Raw genomic sequence first — 18888 nt, 5'->3', positions numbered from 1 at the left:
CAATAAACCGCACCCGTCGCACTGAGGGCACGCCAGGTGGCTTCCGCGGGACCAAGAGGTCCTCGCGTTCGACAGCCTCCGCTCCCGGCAGCCGCTTCCGGACGCAGGGGACGGCCCACCAGCCTCCCCGTCCCGGACGAAAAAGCGGCCAAGGCGGACGCTCCACTCCGCGCCGACAGGAGTTTGCCCTGCCGGTCACCCTCACCGAACCGTTGGCCGCCGTCGAGTCGTTCGCCGAGCTAGAGATGCCCGCACTGCTGCTGGCCGCGCTCGGTGCCGAGGGCGTGGCCGTGCCCTTCCCTGTCCAGGCGGCCACCCTGCCCAACGCGCTGGCGGGCCGGGACGTCCTGGGCCGGGGGCGTACCGGCTCGGGCAAGACGCTCGCCTTCGGCCTGCCTCTGCTGGCCCGTCTGGACGGGCAGCGCGCCCAGCCCCGGCAGCCGCTCGCGCTCGTCCTCGTCCCCACCCGGGAACTGGCCCAGCAGGTCACCGACGCGCTCGCCCCCTACGCCCGCGCCCTGCGACTGCGGCTCGCTACCGTGGTGGGCGGCATGCCGATCGGCCGACAGGCGAACGCACTGCGCGGTGGCACCGAGGTCGTCGTCGCGACGCCCGGCCGCCTCAAGGATCTCCTGGAGCGGGGCGCCTGCCGACTGGACCAGGTCGCCGTCACCGTCCTGGACGAGGCCGACCAGATGGCCGACATGGGTTTCATGCCGCAGGTGACCGAACTGCTCGACCAAGTCCCCGCTCGTGGCCAGCGGTTGCTGTTCTCGGCCACCCTGGACCGCAACATCGACCTCTTGGTGCGCCGTTACCTGCACGACCCCGTGGTGCACTCGGTCGACCCGTCCGTGGGGGCCGTCACCACCATGGAGCACCATCTGCTGCACGTACACGACGGCGACAAGGACACCGCGACGACCGAGATCGCCGCGCGCGACGGACGCGTGATCATGTTCCTGGACACCAAGCACGCGGTCGACCGGCTGACCAAGCACCTGCTGTCCGTAGGGGTGCGTGCCTCGGCCCTGCACGGTGGCAAGTCGCAGTCACAGCGCACCCGGACCCTCGCCCAGTTCAAGGACGGCCACGTCACGGCCCTGGTGGCCACCAACGTCGCCGCCCGCGGGATCCACGTCGCGGGCCTCGACCTCGTCGTGAACGTCGACCCTCCCGGCGACCACAAGGACTACCTGCACCGCGGCGGCCGCACCGCTCGCGCCGGTGAGTCCGGCACCGTCGTCACCCTCGTCCTGCCGCACCAGCGGCGCGCGATGGACCGTCTCATGGCCGATGCCGACATCACTCCGCGTACCGCCCGGATCCGCCCGGGCGAGGCCGAGCTGCACCGCATCACCGGCGCCCGAACGCCGTCCGGCGTACCCGTCACCGTCACCGCACCGGTCGGCGAACGAGCCGAACGGAGCAAGCGCGCGGCGGCCGCCACGCGCGGTCGGGGTCGCAGGGCAGGGAGCTCCGCCCGTGGCGGGGCTGGGCAGGCCGCCGCCAGGACCCGTCGCTCCGCCCCGAGGACCAACCCCTAGCCCAGGCCCCGGCAGGGCGATCCCGGCGGTCGGGCGAGCTTTCCCCCGGCCCTGGCCGCCCCGACGAAGAGGAGAAGCCCTTGACGCCGATTCCGACCCGCTCACCACAGGCAGAAGACACCGACGGCACCGGTCTGACCGCCCGCGACGCCATGCACGCACCTGGCCCCCAGGTGGACGACCACATGACCGTCGACGTGGCCCTGTCCGTGCTCATCGGCGCCCGCGTCCCGCACCTGCTCCTACGCGACGAGGACGGGCGCTGCACGGGACTGGTCACCCGGGCCCAGCTCGCCGCACACCGCGGCGGCTCCTGGTACACCGAACGAACGCGGTTGCGGGACATCCCGCTCGACCGCGGACCGTTCACCTCGGCCGTGGCCGTCCTCGGCCAGGCGGTGGCCGCCATGCGGGCCCGCACCCTGGATGCTTCCCCCGTGACCGACGAGTACGGCTACGCCCTCGGCGTCCTCGCCCTGCCCTGCTAACCGCCGCCGCGCGGCCGACCCCTCCGTCTTCCTCCCCAACCTGCGGAGTCATCCATGCGCTGTGTCATCGCCCGTTTCCCGTTCGACCTGATCAAAAGTGAGGTCGAGCAGTCGATGAGTGGCATCACGGCCGAGCCGGTCACGGGCGTTGCCGTGACCATCGGCCGCCGTGTCTACCCTGTGATGCAGGTCGGTGGCGTGATCACCAAGCTGGACCGCCGCGACTTCACGACAGGTGAGGTGCGCCGGGCACTGACCCAGCTCGGCTTCACCTGCCACGACGCGCCCCCGGTCTCCTCGGTGCCGGAAACGCGAGTCAATGAGGACCTGCTGGGCTGGTGACATCCTCGCTGCGGCCACGCCCGTCCCTCCGTCACCGGACTGGCCTCGTCATGTGAGATACCGACGCCGCCTCCTCTCGTCGGCCGCGTCTCGTTCGGACCGTTTGAGTTTCGGACGGCACCGGCGGCCGCTGCCCCGGACGTACCCTGACTGCACCGAGAGCATCTCGCGCAGCGCGGCCACGGCGGTGCCGTTCCCGGCGAACGACGGAAGCGGACGGCCAGGAGCCGGCCGGGACGGGATCGCTCGATGGACGTCACCGGAACGCCGGCCGAGGGTGTCTCCTCGGACGGAGCGCGTACCTACCGGATGCCGGCCGCCAGGGTGGCACTTGCTCCAGGCGGGGGCCACGGACCGGTCCAGGGAGCCTGGTGGCCGCGCTGCGACATGCTGGAACTGGAGCTGCCGGCGCTCCTCGGCTCGCTGGATCCCGGCCTCGGCATCGTCGCCCGCGTCACCGTGGACTCCGTCGCCTGGCCCGACGTCCCGCAGAAGGTCACGCTGCCCGGCCGCGTGATCGAAGTCGTCCTGTCCGCCGTGGATGCCGAAGTCCATGCCATCGCCCTGGACTGGGACACCGCGGGACACCGAGAGCTGCTGGTCATCCCGCCGGGTGAGTCGAGAGCGGCAGCAACCTGGTTGCTGGCCACAGCGGCTGATCCAGCGAACACCCTGACGGCCGCGCACATGCTGGCACTCGCCGAGGCCGGTTTCGAGGGTGACTGCTGGTAATGCACGGCTGGCAGGTACAGGGCGCCGCAGCGGGTGGCGTCCGGCCGATGCGGGCGTACGTGAACCGCGCACCATTTGCTGCCAACGGTTCGGTGAGGAGCCGGGGCGCACGGGGCGGTGGTCCCGCGCTACTCGGTTGTCGCCGTCGGCTCGTCAGGGCACGTCCAGGGCGCGTGATCGGGATACGGCCTCCCGGCTGGGGGAGCGGCCGCCGCGGCGCAGGGCGTCTGAGGCGAGCTGTGCGACTACGAGAGTCAAGGTCTCCACCGTTTCTGCGGCCCGTAGCCGAATCCAGAGCCTCCCCAAAGGCGCGGCATGGGCAGTGCCGGCGTGACTGTTCTCGGCCACAACACGAGCCCCGCGGGCCTGCGTATGTGTCGCCTCGACGTCGGTCCTGCGCCCCCACCCCGCCTGGATCGGATGAGCCGTCCGGCCTAGTCAGCGTGCGCTCGCCGAGCCGGAACGCAAACCCGGACATCACTCTTTCGTGTGCATTTAAGGTCGAACTCCATCCAGGGCCTATGGAGAAAACCTGTCATGACAGTAGTAGACATTGGCGCATCACGGAGTTACTGTCTTGTCGTACCCAGGAAGTCTAAGTGGGCACGGCAGACACGAACTGCTGTGCGAGCAGGTAGAGAAGAACGCGGTCCACAGGGACCGTGAGCAGCACCCGCGGTACCCAAGCAGTACAACCGAGTAGCCGAAGGTGAGGAGCAGAACGCCATCGGGATCGCCCGGGCAAGAGGAGTCCGCCCGGGTACCGCAGGCCCCGGATTGGAAGGTGGTCCCCGGTCACGCATTCGCGATCCCCGCAGCCCCGCCCTACCAGGCGGATCCTGCGGACACAGAAGTCCGGCGCAGTTGCCGGTAGATGGTGTTGAAAGCTCGGGGCCCGGGTGCCAGTACTGGCACCCGGGCCCCCCGTCGCGTTTCCGAAAGAAGAGGTCTATGCCCCCTGCCAGTCACCGTCCCGTCGACAACCTTGACGACGACGACTATCCCGCCTACACCATGGGCCGGGCCGCCGACATGCTCGGCACCACCCCCGCCTTCCTCCGCGCCCTCGGCGAACATCGCCTGATCACCCCCTTGCGCTCCGAAGGCGGCCACCGCCGCTACTCCCGCTACCAGCTGCGCATCGCCGCCCGCGCCCGCGAGCTCGTCGATCAGGGCACCCCCATAGAGGCCGCCTGCCGCATCGTCATCCTCGAAGACCAACTCGAAGAAGCCCAGCGCATCAACGAGCAACTGCGCGCCCAAGACAGCGAGCCGCAGCCCAAGACCTCGGCCTGATCAGGACGCCGGCGCGACGTCGGCGCCTTGACTCAGCGCGACACCGAGGGCCCCGGCGCTCAACGGGGTCCCTCGTCGTTCCAGATCGACTGCTTGGCGCCGACGCATGACCCGACCGCTGAAGACCGACCCGCAGTCCTGCGGGCTCGGCTGTCGAGTGGGTCAGTCTGCCGGAGGCCGCCAGGCAGCTTCGGCTGCCTGGGCGGTGTCGTGAACCGGGAAGACGGGCCTGTCAAACGAGCGGTGTGACTGGGGTTGTTGGGGTTACTGGCGGGCTGCCGAGAGGCGGCCGTCGAAGGTGACGTCGAAGGCGTTCAGTGCGGTCTTCCAGCGCATGCTCCAGCGGGCCTGTCCCTTGCCGGTGGGGTCGAGGGACATGATCGCCGTGAAGATGCACTTCAGGGCGGCGTGCTCGTTGGGGAAGTGGCCGCGAGCCCTGACCGCCCGGCGAATGCGCGCGTTCACGGATTCGATCGCGTTGGCCGTGCAGACGATGCGGCGGATCTCGGTGTCGAAGCGCAGCAAAGGGGTGAACTCTTCCCAGGCGTTCTCCCACAGCTTCACGATCGCCGGATACTTCCGTCCCCACGCGTCGGCGAACTTGGCGAACCGGTCCAGGGCGGCCTCTCCGGTGGGGGCGGTGCAGACGGGCTTGAGGAGACGCGCGATCTTGTCCCAGTCCTGCCGGGCGGCATAGCGGAAGGAGTCTCGCAGCAGGTGAAGCCGTCAAGAAACAACCTGGTGGATATCGGCGCCGACTGAGGCGAGCAGGTCGGCTGCGTTGGGGTGGCGGTGGTCGGCGGGGGCAACGTCGATGTGGCGGTCGTCGAGGATCGGCAGGACATCACGGATCGCGTTCCACAGGGTGCTCTTGCAGACACCGAACAGCTCGGTGAGCGCGTCAAGGCCGCAGACGCGGCGGCGGTAGAGGACTGCGGCGAGGATCCGGTCGCCGTCGGTGATCTTCTGCCGGAACACGCCGGCGCGGGTGCCCGGACGCCGGTTGCCCCCGCGCTGACGGTGGCGGCGCTCTTCGATCGCGGCGGCATAGGGCACGATCAGTTCTTCGAGCAGGGCATGCCGTGCCTCGCGGGACATGCCGGTCAGGCTCGGATCCGTCAGTGCCTGACGGGTCAGCGTCGCGGGAGCGTGCCCGACCGGACCGCTGCCGGTGACCCACGCGCGGAGGTCCTCGGCGCGGGTGAAGTAGCGCACGACGGTGGGCGTGATGCTGATCTTCCGCTCGTCCAGCAGCTTCCGGATGGCCTTGATGCTGAGGCCGATGGTGACCAGATTCATCCCGAGCAGGTCGCCCAGTACTTTCTGCGGGCAGACCTGACGCAGGTAGATGACGGTGAGAAGGACCTCGTCCGCGTCCGACCGCAGGGCTCGGCTGCGGCCGGTGGTGGCGACGCGTCGTCCTGTGCGGAGCACGTAACGGTGCTGCTCGGGCGCTGCTGCCTGGGCCGGGGCCAACTGGGCCCGCAGTATGTCTAGTTCGTCTGTACTCATGCCGGTCAGACGGGGGTCGGCGAGCATCTGCAGGGCTTGGGCACGGGCCTTCGCCCGTTCGTCGGCGCGTGGCGCGGGGGCGGTGGTGCCGGTCGGGGCGATGCTGTAGTTCCACTTGCCGTGCTGGTCATGCGCGGTGATCGGCAGGGCCTGGATCTGCTCGCGGCTGACCGCGATGCCGGTCGGGCAGGAGTCCTCATCAAGAGCGGCCTCGACGCGCAGACCGGTGCGGGTCGTGGTCGCCGTGATCGTGTTGAGGACGACTTCGTGGCTGGTCAGAGGGCGTCCGCGCCAATTCATAGTGATGTGGGAGAACAGCCGGTGCTCAATTTTGTTCCATTTGTGATGAGGTGGCGGCTGAAGTCGAGGAAGGCGGTGACGGCGGTGGTGGACTCGGCGCCGGTGAGGGAGTGCGCGTACCGGCCGAGTACCTGCAGGGCCCGCGCCGGGCCTGTGGCGACCCGGGAGGTGGCGGACAGGGCGCTGCGCAGCTGGCCCATGACGCCTGCGGCCTCCAGGCCGTGACCGACGACGTCTCCGACGGCGACGGCGATCTTGTCGCCGTCGTGGAGTTCGACGAGGTCGTATCAGTCGTCGCAGACGCTGAGGGAGCCGATCGCGGGCCGGTAGCGTACGGCGACCCGGTGGTGGCCGACTGGGGCCGGGACGGGGACGGACCGAGGCGAGGGCCGGCCAGTGCCCCAATTCGTGTTGACCGCCCCCGGCGGGCAGTGCTGGAGTCGGCACGTGGACAGCATCCCCGCCAACCGGCGGCTCTGGAACCAGATCAGCAGCGCATACCAGCACGAGCACGACCCGCAAATCGGCGCCACACCCCGGCTGTGGGGCATGTACTCCATCCCCGACGCGCACCTGCACGCCCTGGGCGACGTCACCGGCAAGCGCGTCCTCGAACTCGGCTGCGGCGCCGGCCAGTGGTCCAAGGCGCTCGCCGCCGAGGGCGCCACCGTGGTCGGGCTCGACCTGTCCGAAGCCCAACTCGCAGCAGCAGCTCGCGCGATGGGAGCGGCCCGCTACCCGCTGGTGCAAGGCGCCGCCGAACAACTCCCCTTCGCCGCCGAGAGCTTCGACCTGGTGTTCTGCGACTTCGGTGGGCTCAGCTGGGCGCCCCCGCACCTGGCCGTCCCGCAGGCCGCACGCGTCCTGGACCGAGGCGGCCGCCTGGTGTTCAACGTCGCCAGCCCATGGTTCGAAGCTTGCTACGACGAAGCCGCCAGCCGCGTGACCACGACGCTGCAGCAGGACTACTTCGGGCTGAACACCATCGCCGAAGACGAGGACGCGACCAGCTATCAGCTCACCTACGGCGACTGGGTCAAGGTCCTGCGCGGCGCGGGTCTCATCATCGACGACCTCATCGAGCCGCGGCCCGAACTCGGAACACCCAACGGCTACAACGAAACCCACCCACCCGACTGGGCACACCGCTGGCCGGCGGAACTGCTCTGGGTAACCCACAAACCGTAAGTTCCGCCGTGCCGAGACGAATTGCCCTGGGCAAAGCGATGCAGGAACTGGAGACGGCGGCGGGGTGCATGCCGCGCTCGGTCGCCGTTCGGTTCAGTGGGTGCGGTCGTGGATCAGCGCAAGTGTGCCGTCTTCGCCGGCGGTCTGGCTGACGAGTGTCCACTTGCCGGCGGGCAGGCCGTCGTCGAAGATGCGCGGTCCGCCGCCGCGGAGGACGGGGAAGACGGTGAGGGCCAGCCGATCGATCTTGTCGGCTGCGAGCAGTGCCTTGATGACGCTCGCGCTGGAGAGCACGAGGATGTCGCCGCCTGGGCTGCCTTTGAGGTCGTCGGCGGCCTGGGCGGTCGGCTTGTTGACGATCACCGTCCGTTCCCATGGTGCCGTGTCGAGGGTGGAGGAGAGGACGACCTTGTCGGTGCCGGTGAGCCACTTCGCGAAGCCCTCGTCGCGCGGGTCGGCGCCCTCCATGCCGATGACGCTGGGCCAGAACCCGAGGAAACCTCGGCGTTGACGCGACCGAGCAGGGCCGTCGTCGCCGTCCCCCACAGGCTGGTGAGATGGTCGCGTGCGACGTCGGACACCGCGTAGGGCATCACCCAGCTCATGTCGAGCGGGTTGTCCGGGGCAGCGTAGCGGCCATCGAGGGAGAGGGCCATGTTGGTGACGATACGGCGTCCACCGGCCGGCTGGTTCATGTCGCGCTCCTCGTTGTGGAAGGGTTCACCACGGGGACGGGGCCGGCCACCGGATCTCGACATCGGCGCCCAAAAAATCTTCCGGCGTCTCCTGACTGTGCCGGGTGAGCACTCTCGCGGCGCGCGGGCGTCCCGACATTCAGGGCATCATCACGCACGACCTGCGCACGGACCCGTGAGTTACAGCCATCGCGGGCGCCTGACTTCGGCACCCATCTCTTCCCGGACGGCTTTCCATAGCCCCCGATTCGTTGACGTTCCGCCCGGTGCACGGCCGGGAGATCGGCCGGGGAGGAGCGGGTGCGGCGGCTGGGGCCTCATTCCGTCTCCCGCTCGCCATCTCAGCTGGCTCCTTGCGTGTCGAGGGAGCGGGCGGACCAGGTCAGGCGCGCGCGGCGTAGCCGGTGATCAGGGCGGCGGCCTGTTGCAGCGGGCAGGAGGCGTCTCTGTCGCGGTCCGGCTCGATCTGCTCGGCACGGCGCGCGACGGCGGTGACCATCTGCGCGAGGGTCGGGATGAGGCCGCCGGGCGGTCGTCGTCCTCGATGAGCTCACGCAGGATCGCGGCGAGCTCCTCCTGGTCGATGTCGTCGGCGCCGAGGTCGTCCGTGATCTGCTGGAGGGCCGGCGAGGCGATGCCTACCGCGGCGCGGACGCGTTCGATGCGGGTGCGGCTCACCGGCGGACCCCGGAACGCGTGGTGGGCCAGGTGGTGACGGCCGCGGCCGCGATGCCGATGGAGCGGTGCAGGGCTGCGTCCAGCTCCAGCCACGCGCTGCCGGCCCGGTGAGTTCCGAGGTGGCCTGGCCGTCGTCGTCAACGCGGGCGGCCTTGCAGTGCTCGATGCATCCGATCTTGCCGGTCTTCTCCGCCAGCCACAGCAGAACGGCTCCGCGGCCGATCGCGGCGTGCGTCGAGGCGTTGACGGCCGCGCCCGCGAGCAGCGCGGTCGGCATGACGCGGTAGCCGAGCGCGTGGGTGATCGCGACGGTCGCTCCGAGCTGCACGGCGGTGTACGAGGCGACGTTCTCTCTGGTTCGCGGAAGCGTCGTGCGCTGTCGCATCACCCGCAGGTGGGGGGGGTGTGTACGACGCTGCACGTCGCCGTGTCGTGGACGTCGTAGGTGTCGTTGAAAGCGCGTGATGCATGAGCTCTGCCAGCGGCAGAACACCGGCCCCACCGGGCTCGGCGATCACTACAGTCCAGGCTCATGACGACGGTTACAACGCGCACGGTCGAATACGCGGCCGACGGCCTGACGATGATCGGGCACCTCGCGCTCCCGGCCGGTGCCGACCGCCGGCCCGCGGTCCTGGTCGGCCCCGAGGGGGTGGGGCTCAGCGACGTCGAGCGCCGCCGAGCCGATGCGCTCGCCGAGCTGGGATACGTGGCGCTGGCCTTCGACCTCCACGGCGGGCGCTATTTGGGCGACCCCGAGGAGATGCTTGCCCGCTGCATGCCACTGCTCGCCGACCCCGACCGGATGCGAGGCATCGGCCACGCGGCGCTCGACGTGCTCCGCGCCGAACCGCGGACCGACCCCGACCAGATCGCCGCCGTCGGCTACGGCACCGGCGGCGCAATCGCGCTGGAACTCGGGCGCGCCGGCGTCGACCTGCGCGCGATCGGGACAGTCAACGCACTGACCACGGGCCGGCCGGGCGAGACGACGCGCATCCGCTGCCCAGTATGGGCCGGGGTCGGGTCGGAAGACCCGATCATGGCGCCCGCGCAACGGGAAGCATTCACCGCCGAGATGCAGGCCGCGGGTGTCGACTGGCGCCTCGTGGTCTACGGCGGCGCCTTGCACGCCTTCCACCACCCACCGGTCGACCACACCGTGCGACCCGGCGTCGGCTACCACCCACGGCACGCGCAGCGAGCGTGGCGTGACGTCGTCAACCTGCTCGCAGAGTGCCTGCCCATAACGGAGTGATCTGGTTGGCAACCGCGACTCCGTACCGCAAGCCCGAGCCGCTCGGCCGTGACCATTTACCAAGCTCCACCGCCGGTGCTTACCGGTCACCACGGCAGGTTCCCGGCGCATTCCGGTCCGTCGCCCTGACGCAGTCATCGCCATCACCCCCAACACACCAGGGCGGCGGCGTTGATCGCCAGGTGCACAGTGTTGTCAGCAACGATGACCAGGGCGTTCGCCAGGCCGGACGGCACGGCCACGGGCGAGCCCGCATTCTTCTGCACGTCAGCCCAAGCGACCCGACGCGAGGCAGGCGCCAGCAGGTTCCGCGCAGGTACTTCGCGGCCCGACAGGGGTCCAGGAAACGTGCGTCGCCACGATCACCGCGAGTGCGAGCGGGTACTGCGTGATCTTGGGTGGGCTCGCGGACTTCATGGAACCTCGTGAAGTCGCTCGCCGGGACCACGCCTCGCACCTCAGGAGGATGCGTCTGCTGGAACATGAGCACCGTCTTCAGTGATCACGACGCCAGCGCCCGCCGTGCCTCTGTCTCGCAGGCACGGTGTTGACTGGCTACTCCTCGGGCTCCCAGGCGATCAGCTGCTCGAACACCTGCTGGTCGCCCTCGATCTTCAGGTCGCTCAGCGTGCGGCGGCCCCAGACGAAGAGGAGCAGCTGCTCGGCCGTGCCCGTGGCCGAAGCGGAGGCGGGCGCGGCGTCGTCCGTGAGGGGTGCGGGCCAGGCACCGGTGCTGTCCAGCGCGAGGAGCCAGGAGCGGCCCTCGGTGGCGTGGTAGTGGATGGTGGCGGCCTCGTGCGGCCAGGCCGCCGGGGTGGAGTTGCAGGTGTCGAGGAACTCGGCCACGCCGTCGATCGCGACGTCCGCCGGCATCGGCTGCAGGGCGCCTGCGGCGAGCTGGGCGTCATAGGTGTGCACCAGCACCTCGTGCACCCGGCGCCGGGCAACGCCCCAGGCGTTCACCGGCGACACGCCGGCGCCCCACCACGCCCAGCACTCGCGCTCCGGGCCAGCCTCGCGCAGCGCACTCAGCAGCAGCTCGTTTGACTCGGCGTACCAGGTCAGCAGCGCCTCGAGCTCGTGCGGCACCTCCGCGGCATCCTTGGCCGGCGGAGCCTCGGCCGGGCCCGCGGCGACGATCGCGGCCCACCAGCGCTGACCCGTACCCAGGTGCTGCACCAGATCGAACAACGTCCACTCAGGGCAGGACGGCACCGGCGTGTCAAGGCCGGGCGCGGCGGCAACCGCACTCCGGAACGCGGCCGACCGCTCGTCGATCAACTGATGGCAGAGGGGAAAGGCACGCCCCCGTTCGAGCGATCGACGCCCCGCACTGATCCGCAGAAGCCTGCGACGTACTGCCGTAGGAGGCCGATCCGATCGCGCCCCGTCACAGCCGTGCTCCCTTGGCATAATCCGCGAACTGGCCCATACCGCGACTCGCCCCACCTACTGTGGAAGGTCATCGCGGAAGGACCGGGGGGAGGATGCTGTGATTCGATCGAAGCCGCCCGCAGCCAGGCGGCCGCGTCCACCGCGCCACCCGAACACCCGCAAGCTCTGCAACGGCGACGGCCTGGGGCAGGGGTGACGCGTGAGGCATGACGCTCGCGGGTTTTCGTACTCCTACGCCCTGGTGATAGCCGTCGAAACCATGTGTTCTGCCGAGTGCGACGGCCTCTACAAGCTGTCCCTGCGCGACCGTGTCCACCGTATGCTGAAGACGGCTTTCGAGAACGCCGGGGTCACGGGTGACGCCCTGTACCTGGACGATCGAGGCGACGCCGTACTCGTAGTCGTGGCACCCCATATCAGTCCGATCCATCTGCTCGGGTCGTGGCTTGTGGAGGTGCACGCAAACCTGTCGTACGAGAACCGGCTTCTGCGCCGACCGCTGAGATTGAGCATCGGTATGCATACCGGTCCCATCTCGCATGACGAGCGGGGCATCCGGGGGCAGGCGGTCGCCCTCGCCTGCCGGCTGGCCGAAGCCCCCCTCGCCCGGCGGCTCCTTGACGCCGAGGAAGCCGACCTGGTGCTGGTGATCTCCCGATCCCTGTATGAAGGCTGGGTCAGCGACGGCGCCGGACCCGTCCGGCACGCGCGCTACGCCCCGGCCAGGCTGCGCCTCGAAGACGGCGAGGTCAGCGCCTGGTTCCACCTGCCCGGCCGGCCCGCCCCGGCGATCCCGGCAGAGGCGTCGACCGAACCCTCGCACCCGACACCCACCGCCGCCCCGCGTCCGGGTGGCAGCGGCACCAAGCACACCGTCCACAGCGTCACACCCCGGCCCGAGCGCGCCGACTCCGTAGAGTTCGCGCACATCAGCCGTGGCGCGGGGCAGGCCGGTCGGGTGACCACAGCCCCGCGGGATGCGGAACCTGCCCGCAAGGCCGGGGCAGTTCGCGACGAAGTGGCCCTTGCGGAGATCGAACTGTGCGCCGAGCTGATGCTCGCGGCGTCGGCTTCCCCGAACGACCGACTCAACCTGGCGCAGATCGACGAGGTGCTCGGGGTGACGGGGGAGAGGGATACCCCGGCCGAAGCGCGTGCCGACCGACCCGGCGGGCTCCCGATGGACCACTCCCGCATCGATGCTCCGCCACAGTTTCCGCCGGGGACAGGCACGGACAGCGCCGGCGCCTCGGCGGAGCCGCGGTCGCTGGTCGCCGAGCTCACCGCGCAGACCGCACCCGGGCGCGTCGTACCCCTGCACGTACAGATCGTGCGAGGCGGTGGACAGGGCGTACAGCTGCGTTCCTTCTCCGTCCCTCGGGACGGGATCCGGGTGCTGGTCACCATCCATGCCCCCGGGCTGGTGGTCGTCGACGACCTCCAGCAGGAGCTGCACGTGATGCCCGGGCAGGACTCGGATGTGCTGCGATTCCGGTTGCGGGCCCCGACGCCCGGCCTCCATGAGGTGACGGTGCGGGTCTTCCGTGGCGGCACCTTCCTCGGAGAGGTGGCCTGTCAGATCTCGGTGGAGCACGGCAGCGTCACGAGAGACGGTCCGCAGCATCACGCTCCACTGCCCTCCATGGCTTTCGATCCAGGCGAAGCCACCCTGCAGGTCCTCAAGGACGAGGTGGCCGGCACGTACAGCTTTCAACTCATCAGCGAGCGGTTCTACGCACCGGAGCCCTTTCACTTCCGTGCGGGCGACCCCCGCCGGGCGACCGAGCAAATCTACGCGGAGCTGAGGCGAGCCGCCAAAGCCGTCGTGACAGGCGGAGACGACGGGCATGGGATGCGGGTGCGTCGTCGCCTTCGCAATCACGGCGTCCAACTGTGGACCTCAGCCGTACCGCAGGCAGTCCAGCGGCAGTTCTGGGAGGAGGCGGACAGCGTGACCGCCTTCACGGTCCTGGGAGAGCACGACATCGTCCCCTGGGAACTGCTCTACCCCTTGAACGAAGGACGTGAGGACAGAGGGTTCCTGGCCGAATGGCTGCCCGTCGTTCGTCGCGTGTTCGGCCAGGACCGGGTCCGCAGTCTCAGCGTGCCGACCGCGGCGTTCGTCGTACCGCCCGGGTCGCCCGCCGACGCGGGCGAGGAAGTGACCAGCCTGCGGGCCCGGTTGGGCGCCGGCGTGGCCGACGCCGGTGTGCTGAGTGAGCGGACGGAACTTGCCGCCCTCATCGAAGGCGGGCACGCCGGACTTATCCACTTCGCCTGTCATAACGCCTTCACGGGGACAGGCTCCTGCGTCACCATGGCCGACGGTCCCTTCGACCCCATCGACCTGGCGTCCGCGGCTCAGCTCCGTACGCTGCGAGCCCATCGTCCTCTCGTGTTCTTCAACGCCTGCCGAAGCGCCGGGGAGATCGACTGGTTCGGCGAGAGCCTGGGGTGGGCGCCGCAGTTTCTCAACGCCGGCGCGGGGGCGTTCATCGGCACCCTCTGGCCGGTGCGGTCACACACCGCGTTGCAGTTCGCCGAAGCGTTCTACGAGCAGTTGCTCAGCCACCACCGGACCCTGGGCCAGGCTTCGCTGTCGGCCCGGCAAACCATCCGCGACCAGCACGGCGGCGATCCGACATGGCTGGCCTACGCCGTGTACGGCAGCCCCGCTGCCACTGTGCGGGCCACCGCTTAGGAGGAGTCGGGCCATGGCAGATCCCGTTTTCGTCGTTCACGGCGTCGCCAACCGCGACCGGGATGGGTTCTCCTCCGCCGTGGCGGCCCTCGCTGCAGCATCCGGAGTTGAGATGGTCCCGGTGCACTGGGGGGACCTGGGTGCCCAGGAGGAGTTCATCGCCGCCGCTCTACCCGCTTACCGGACCGGTGCGGCGACGCTGCGTGACGGTGAGACCGCAGAACCCCCGGCGGCCGATCGCTACGCCGCGGCGTTGTTTCCCGAACCCGTCGACGAGGACTGGCAGTTGTCCCAGGTCGAGGCCGCCGTACGCAAACGCCTGGCCGCGGTGGACGACGGGGAGGACGAGGAGCTGCGGGAGGGCGGGGGAGACCGGCTCGATGCCGGACAGGTCCTGGAGTGCGTAAGAGACGTGTGGGGCGACACCGAGTGGCTGTGTCGTACGGGCGACGTGCAGCTCTTGCTGGAGACGGGACGCTCTCTGGCGCATGCCCTCCTGGACGAGACCGACCCTGACGGCGGTGACGCCTCTGACGGATTGCGCGGAGGAGGAACCGGGCGCGACACCCACCTCCGTACTCTGGTGCGGCGCCGGCTGCAGGACCTGGACCGTGTCGCGGGCGCCGCGATCCAGGCGGCGGGCGCCCGGATGAACCACGCCCTGCGCAGCCGCTTCGGGCCCGGCACCACACGCTTTCTCGGCGACGTGCTTGTCTACCAACGCCACCAGCAGACCATCCACGCACGGATCCGCGAGGTCATCGACCAAGTGCATCCCGACCTCGGGCGCAGTCCCTCTCGGCCGGTGCGCATGGTGGCTCACAGCCTCGGCGGTGTGATCGCGGTCGACATGGCCACCGCTGCCACACCCCTGTGGACCGACTCCCTGGTCACCTTCGGCTCCCAGGCGGCCTTCTTCCACGTGTGCGATCCCAGAGGGGGGCAACTGCGGCCCTACGAGGGCAGCCTGCCCGTCCAGCTGCCGGCTTCGCTGAACCGCTGGACCAATCTCTGGGAACCCCTGGATGTCCTGGCCTTCGCCGCTTCGAAGGTGTTCCGGCTGCACGACGGCACGGAGCCGGTGGATCTGTCGGTCGGCCATCGGGCGAGCACCGGTATGTGGACGCACTCGGCGTACTGGGACCTCCCTGCCGTGGCCTCGGTCATCGGTGACGTCATGGGCGCGTCCTGGAGAGACACCGCACGCTGAGTCCCGCAACCGGGGAGCATCATGACGAAGGTCCTGTCCGAAACTGCCGCGGTCCACTCGTGTCGAGAGGCCGCTGCCGAGCGGAAAGCGCACAGACATGCCTGACACCGGAGACCGCCACCCCGAGCGGAAGCCGCCGGCCGACCGGTACGCGCTGGTGGATCCGGTCCTTACCGTACGTCGGCTGTCACGCGCCGATTTGACCAGGTCACAAGCCGTCCGCATCGATCACGCGCTGGTGTTCGTGACCCCGAGCGGAGGCTACGACACGTATCTGCCGGGTCGGCGGCCCACGCGCGTCGAGATGGCGATGCAGCGGTACACGGCCGTGTACGAGGTGGACATGGGCGTGCACTCGTTCTCGGCCGAGCTGGCCCTGCCCAGCGACAACGACGCGTGCGAGTTCACAGCCGCGGTCGACCTGTCCTGGCAATGTCTCGACCCGGCCCGGTTCGTGGCCGGCGGACACCGGGACGTGCAGGCGCTGCTGCTCGGCGAGCTGCAGCGTGCGGCCCGGCGGGTGACCCGGCGCTTCGCCATCGCCGCCAGCGCCGACGCCGAGCGCACGCTGCTGCAGGAGGGCACCACGTGGGAGCCGCTCGGGGCGGCCGCGGGACTGCGGGCGACCTGGACACTGCGGCTGCGGCGCGACCAGGAGAACATCGACCACCAGCGCCGGCTCCAGGCCATCGAGCACCAGAGGGTGGAGTTCGAGTCAGCTCTCCTGCGGGAGCAGCACGAGCTGGCCATGCAGCGGCAGGCACAGACCCACGAGCTGGCCCTGCAGGGGCAGACCCTGGAGCAGATGAAGATCGAGTTCTACCGGTTCTATCTGGAAAAGAGCGGAGTCGGCGGCCTTGAGGTAGAGGGTCTCGGCGCCCCGAGCGGACCCCCGCCGCCTCCCGCATGCGGGCTGGTTCCCTCAGGGCGAAGGCGTCGCCGGCGTCCGCGGCCTGCCGCGCGAGGGCATCCGCCCCCGAGCGGTCACCAGTCTCCTCCCGCATCCGGACCAGGCGGATCAGCCCATGATCGTCGCCGACCTCGGCGGCTCGGCGGCGCAGGTAGTGGGCCCACTGAAGCCGATACCGGTCGTATGAGGCAAGCCGGCCGCACCGCGCACCGCCCCGCTGCCCGCCTGGTCGAAGCCGCCCCTCGGCGTGCCCGGCTCCTCCTGGCTGGGCATCGGCACCGGCCTGCTCGTCCGCCCCGGATTCTGGGCCGACTTCGGTCCCTGTCACACCGACCGCGTCGACGCGCAGGCCCTCGGCGTCTGGGCGCTCGCCCTCGGCGTGGGCGTCCTCGGCTCCCTCACCGAGGACGACCTCGACCGCATCCGCCCCGCACTGCTGTCCCTGCCCGGCACGGCCGTCGCCATGACCGTCGTCCTCGCCGCCCGCGCCCCGCACGTCGACTGGTCGTCCGGGCCCGGGCTCGGCCTGATCGGCATGGTGGCCGGACTCCTGGTGGCCGGGGCGAGCGGGCGGCTCCTCGTGCGGAGCGCGGAAGCCGGCAGGAGCGCGGCGGGCTGACCCGGAGCGCTGGTTAGGCTCGGTGTGTGCCCCATGTCGACATCCTTCAGCTGCTGGTGTCTCCGGTGCACCGGCTCTCGGGCCGGCCCGGCGACGGCCTGCCGGAGCTGCCGCCGGACGAGCTGGTGACGACCGCCGAGGTGCGCGCGGGACTGGGCATCGTCGGCGACCGCTACTTCAACCGGCCCGCCCACCGTGACGCGTCGATCACCCTCATGGCCGCCGAACGGCTCCCACGGCCGGGGCCGCGGCACGAACCGCACGAGGCGGACCTGCTCCGGACCCGCCGCAACGTCCTGCTGCGCGGGATCGACATCGACGCCCACATCGGCGCGATCGTCTTCCTCGACTGCGGCTCCGGACCGGTGGAGCTGGAGGTGCGCAGCGCGGCCCGGCCCTGCGCCTGGATGGACACCACCCTCGGTCCGGGCGCCCAGCGCGCCCTGCGCGGCGGCGGGGGAGTCCGCTGCCGGCCCCTGACCGACGGCATCCTCACCGTCGGCCCGGCCGAGTTGGGCGTACTGCGGCCACCTCCGCCCCGTCCGGCCCGCGCCCGGCACGGCGGCGCCACCGGCGCGGAATTGCGGCAACGCGAGAACTGACCGCGCCGTGACGTGCCCGGCTCGTGCGCACGGAGCCGGCGCGCGCCCAGGGCCGGCACGTGAGCCGGGCCGCCGCGGCCGTGCTGCGGGCGCCGGTCGCCGCACGCGGTCACGTGCCCGAGACCAGCAGCTGGCGGGCCAGGCGGTTGGCCTGGGTCAGGAGCGCGCCGTAGGTGGCGACCTCGTCGGGGTCGTCCGTGGTGGAGCGGGCCAGGTCCCGGCGCAGTCCGTCGAGCGTGTCGCGCAGGGCCGCCACCGCCGTGCGCAGTTCGTCCTCGCCGGCGTCGCCGAAGCGGCTGTGGCTGTAGAGCCGCAGCGCGTGGGCGCTCTGGCAGAGGAACCGCGCGTAGTCTCCGGCGAGTTCGGGGTGCGGGCGGGGTGCCGTGCGCTCCTCGGCCGAGGCCTCCAGCACCGTACGGGTCACGCCCGTGGTGTGCACGGCCGCGTAGTCCAGCACCACGATCGCGTCGTCGTACCCCTTGCCCGGCGGCGGCACCCCTCCGGTACGGCGCCTGCGCAGGTTGCCGCGCATGCTCTCCCGGCTCCAGCCCACCGCCGAGCGGGCCCGGTCCACGAGCCGGTGCAGCCGCAGGGCCCGCTCGTGCCACTCGCCGGCCTCCTCGGGGTCCCAGCGGCCGTCGTTCAGCCCGTCGGCCACCGCGCACAGGATGTCGTGGGCCTCGTCGGTCACGTCCCGCAGGACGGCCCGGGTGTCGTGCACGTAGAGCGGCGGGCGCACCAACGCGTTGACGGCGATGCCGACCACCGCGCCGAACAGGGCCTCGGCGAGCCGGGCGGCGGAGGTGGCGACGGTGACGGGAGCGTTGGTGAGCACGAACAGGGCGCCCGTGGCCGCGTAGATCCCCTGGCTGCCCAGGCGCCGCCACTGGCCGAGCAGCATCGCGACGGGCAGCACCACCGCCATCGCGGTCACCGTGCCGTGCAGCAGCAGCCCGGCCGCGGTGGCCGCGATCGTGCCCGCCGCGATCGCGGCGAGCTGCTGCAGCCCGTGCGCGAACGACCGGTAGACGGTCGACTCCACCAGGACCACCGCGGCCCACGGCGCGACGAACGCCACCGGCGCGTGCAGCCACCAGCCCGCCACCGCCCAGGCCAGCCACGCGGCCAGCGCCGCCTTCCCGGTCTGGACCGCCAGATCGCGCTCGCGGCCCGGCCCCGACCAGGCCCGGCGCACGGCGCTCATCTTCGCCGACAGGCCGCGCCGGATCGCCGGCAGCCTTCCTCGTATCCCACGCACAGCGGCCCGGGTGCCACCCCGGCCCCGTCCCATGCACACAGGTGGCCGCACGCACACCTCGCACACCGCCCAGGTGGCCGGTACACCCGCGCCAGCGCGCACCGCCCCGACCGCCGTCGCGGCTCGCGGGCCGGGGTGGCGGCGAAGGCCGGCCGTG

Annotated in this window: 15 protein-coding genes and 4 pseudogenes; 11 read left to right on the top strand and 8 right to left on the bottom strand. The window is 70.8% G+C overall.

Translation table 11 applies throughout. From position 1 onward, the window contains the following. The first annotated feature begins 2 nt into the window (after nt 1-2). The 5 genes from ACZ7FF_RS19010 (at nt 3) to ACZ7FF_RS18990 (ending at nt 4405) form a co-directional block, all read left to right on the top strand. Complete coding sequence (locus tag ACZ7FF_RS19010) at nt 3-1547, top strand: DEAD/DEAH box helicase (RefSeq protein WP_470813402.1); 1545 nt, start codon at nt 3-5, stop codon at nt 1545-1547. Nucleotides 1548-1699: 152 nt separating this feature from the next. After that, a complete protein-coding gene (locus ACZ7FF_RS19005; protein ID WP_470813401.1) occupies nt 1700-2035 on the top strand; it encodes a CBS domain-containing protein in 336 nt (111 codons plus the stop codon). A gap of 54 nt (nt 2036-2089) precedes the next feature. Beyond that, nucleotides 2090-2377, top strand: a complete 288-nt coding sequence (locus ACZ7FF_RS19000) for an SCO5918 family protein (RefSeq protein ID WP_470813362.1) — start codon at nt 2090-2092, stop codon at nt 2375-2377. A 249-nt stretch (nt 2378-2626) separates the two neighbouring features. Beyond that, the gene (locus ACZ7FF_RS18995; RefSeq protein ID WP_470813361.1) at nt 2627-3109 is read left to right on the top strand and encodes a DUF5994 family protein; all 483 of its coding nucleotides are present in this window, start codon (nt 2627-2629) and stop codon (nt 3107-3109) included. A gap of 951 nt (nt 3110-4060) precedes the next feature. Then, nucleotides 4061-4405: a MerR family transcriptional regulator gene (locus tag ACZ7FF_RS18990; protein WP_470813360.1), complete on the top strand. Its 345-nt coding sequence runs from the start codon at nt 4061-4063 to the stop codon at nt 4403-4405. A 264-nt stretch (nt 4406-4669) separates the two neighbouring features. Here ACZ7FF_RS18990 and ACZ7FF_RS18985 read toward each other — a convergent pair. The 3 pseudogenes from ACZ7FF_RS18985 to ACZ7FF_RS18975 form a co-directional block, all read right to left on the bottom strand. Beyond that, nucleotides 4670-5128: pseudogene (locus ACZ7FF_RS18985) on the bottom strand (transposase); the annotation flags it as partial. A gap of 3 nt (nt 5129-5131) precedes the next feature. Next, a pseudogene (locus ACZ7FF_RS18980) lies at nt 5132-6274 on the bottom strand (ISAzo13-like element transposase-related protein); the annotation flags it as partial. Continuing rightward, nucleotides 6259-6591 (bottom strand): annotated as a pseudogene (locus tag ACZ7FF_RS18975) (SpoIIE family protein phosphatase); the annotation flags it as partial. The pseudogenes ACZ7FF_RS18975 and ACZ7FF_RS18980, both read right to left, overlap by 16 nt. A 73-nt stretch (nt 6592-6664) precedes the next feature. Here ACZ7FF_RS18975 and ACZ7FF_RS18970 point away from each other — a divergent pair. Next, nucleotides 6665-7405, top strand: a complete 741-nt coding sequence (locus ACZ7FF_RS18970; protein ID WP_470813359.1) for a class I SAM-dependent methyltransferase — start codon at nt 6665-6667, stop codon at nt 7403-7405. Nucleotides 7406-7498: 93 nt separating this feature from the next. Here ACZ7FF_RS18970 and ACZ7FF_RS18965 read toward each other — a convergent pair. Beyond that, nucleotides 7499-8100, bottom strand: a pseudogene (locus ACZ7FF_RS18965) (dihydrofolate reductase family protein). Nucleotides 8101-9310: 1210 nt separating this feature from the next. Between ACZ7FF_RS18965 and ACZ7FF_RS18960 the strand changes: the two are divergent. Beyond that, nucleotides 9311-10036, top strand: a complete 726-nt coding sequence (locus ACZ7FF_RS18960) for a dienelactone hydrolase family protein (protein WP_470813358.1) — start codon at nt 9311-9313, stop codon at nt 10034-10036. Between the two features lie 143 nt (nt 10037-10179). On the opposite strand, the gene ACZ7FF_RS18955 is transcribed toward ACZ7FF_RS18960, so the two are convergent. Beyond that, entirely contained in the window at nt 10180-10302 is a 123-nt protein-coding gene (locus tag ACZ7FF_RS18955) for a hypothetical protein (protein ID WP_470813357.1), read from the bottom strand. A 289-nt stretch (nt 10303-10591) separates the two neighbouring features. Beyond that, nucleotides 10592-11374 carry a maleylpyruvate isomerase family mycothiol-dependent enzyme gene (locus tag ACZ7FF_RS18950; protein WP_470813400.1) on the bottom strand — a complete coding sequence of 261 codons (783 nt, stop codon included), beginning with the start codon at nt 11372-11374 and terminating at the stop codon, nt 10592-10594. Between the two features lie 256 nt (nt 11375-11630). Between ACZ7FF_RS18950 and ACZ7FF_RS18945 the strand changes: the two genes are divergently transcribed. Next, nucleotides 11631-14132 carry a CHAT domain-containing protein gene (locus tag ACZ7FF_RS18945; RefSeq protein ID WP_470813356.1) on the top strand — a complete coding sequence of 834 codons (2502 nt, stop codon included), beginning with the start codon at nt 11631-11633 and terminating at the stop codon, nt 14130-14132. 13 nt (nt 14133-14145) lie between these two features. Then, nucleotides 14146-15342, top strand: a complete 1197-nt coding sequence (locus ACZ7FF_RS18940; RefSeq protein WP_470813355.1) for a hypothetical protein — start codon at nt 14146-14148, stop codon at nt 15340-15342. Nucleotides 15343-15550: 208 nt separating this feature from the next. On the opposite strand, the gene ACZ7FF_RS18935 is transcribed toward ACZ7FF_RS18940, so the two are convergent. Next, nucleotides 15551-16039: a hypothetical protein gene (locus ACZ7FF_RS18935; protein WP_470813354.1), complete on the bottom strand. Its 489-nt coding sequence runs from the start codon at nt 16037-16039 to the stop codon at nt 15551-15553. A 460-nt stretch (nt 16040-16499) separates the two neighbouring features. Between ACZ7FF_RS18935 and ACZ7FF_RS18930 the strand changes: the two genes are divergently transcribed. Next, the gene (locus tag ACZ7FF_RS18930) at nt 16500-16871 is read left to right on the top strand and encodes a hypothetical protein (RefSeq protein WP_470813353.1); all 372 of its coding nucleotides are present in this window, start codon (nt 16500-16502) and stop codon (nt 16869-16871) included. Between the two features lie 26 nt (nt 16872-16897). Then, on the top strand, nt 16898-17473 hold the full coding sequence (locus ACZ7FF_RS18925; RefSeq protein WP_470813352.1) for a molybdenum cofactor biosysynthesis protein: 576 nt from the start codon (nt 16898-16900) through the stop codon (nt 17471-17473). 109 nt (nt 17474-17582) lie between these two features. Here the strand turns inward: ACZ7FF_RS18925 and ACZ7FF_RS18920 are convergent, their stop codons facing one another. Continuing rightward, the gene (locus ACZ7FF_RS18920) at nt 17583-18677 is read right to left on the bottom strand and encodes an FUSC family protein (RefSeq protein ID WP_470813399.1); all 1095 of its coding nucleotides are present in this window, start codon (nt 18675-18677) and stop codon (nt 17583-17585) included. Nucleotides 18678-18888: the final 211 nt, after the last annotated feature.

Source organism: Streptomyces sp. NPDC037126, assembly GCF_055605965.1.
The sequence above is the reverse complement of the archived record's forward strand: the minus strand, read 5'-3'. Positions and strand labels throughout refer to the sequence as shown.

Coding starts and splice junctions, on each gene's coding strand:
- ACZ7FF_RS19005 (WP_470813401.1), top strand. CDS start 1,700: ATGCACGCACCTGGCCCCCAGGTGGACGACCACATGACCGTCGACGTG.
- ACZ7FF_RS19000 (WP_470813362.1), top strand. CDS start 2,090: ATGCGCTGTGTCATCGCCCGTTTCCCGTTCGACCTGATCAAAAGTGAG.
- ACZ7FF_RS18995 (WP_470813361.1), top strand. CDS start 2,627: ATGGACGTCACCGGAACGCCGGCCGAGGGTGTCTCCTCGGACGGAGCG.
- ACZ7FF_RS18990 (WP_470813360.1), top strand. CDS start 4,061: ATGCCCCCTGCCAGTCACCGTCCCGTCGACAACCTTGACGACGACGAC.
- ACZ7FF_RS18960 (WP_470813358.1), top strand. CDS start 9,311: ATGACGACGGTTACAACGCGCACGGTCGAATACGCGGCCGACGGCCTG.
- ACZ7FF_RS18940 (WP_470813355.1), top strand. CDS start 14,146: ATGGCAGATCCCGTTTTCGTCGTTCACGGCGTCGCCAACCGCGACCGG.
- ACZ7FF_RS18920 (WP_470813399.1), bottom strand. CDS start 18,677: ATGAGCGCCGTGCGCCGGGCCTGGTCGGGGCCGGGCCGCGAGCGCGAT.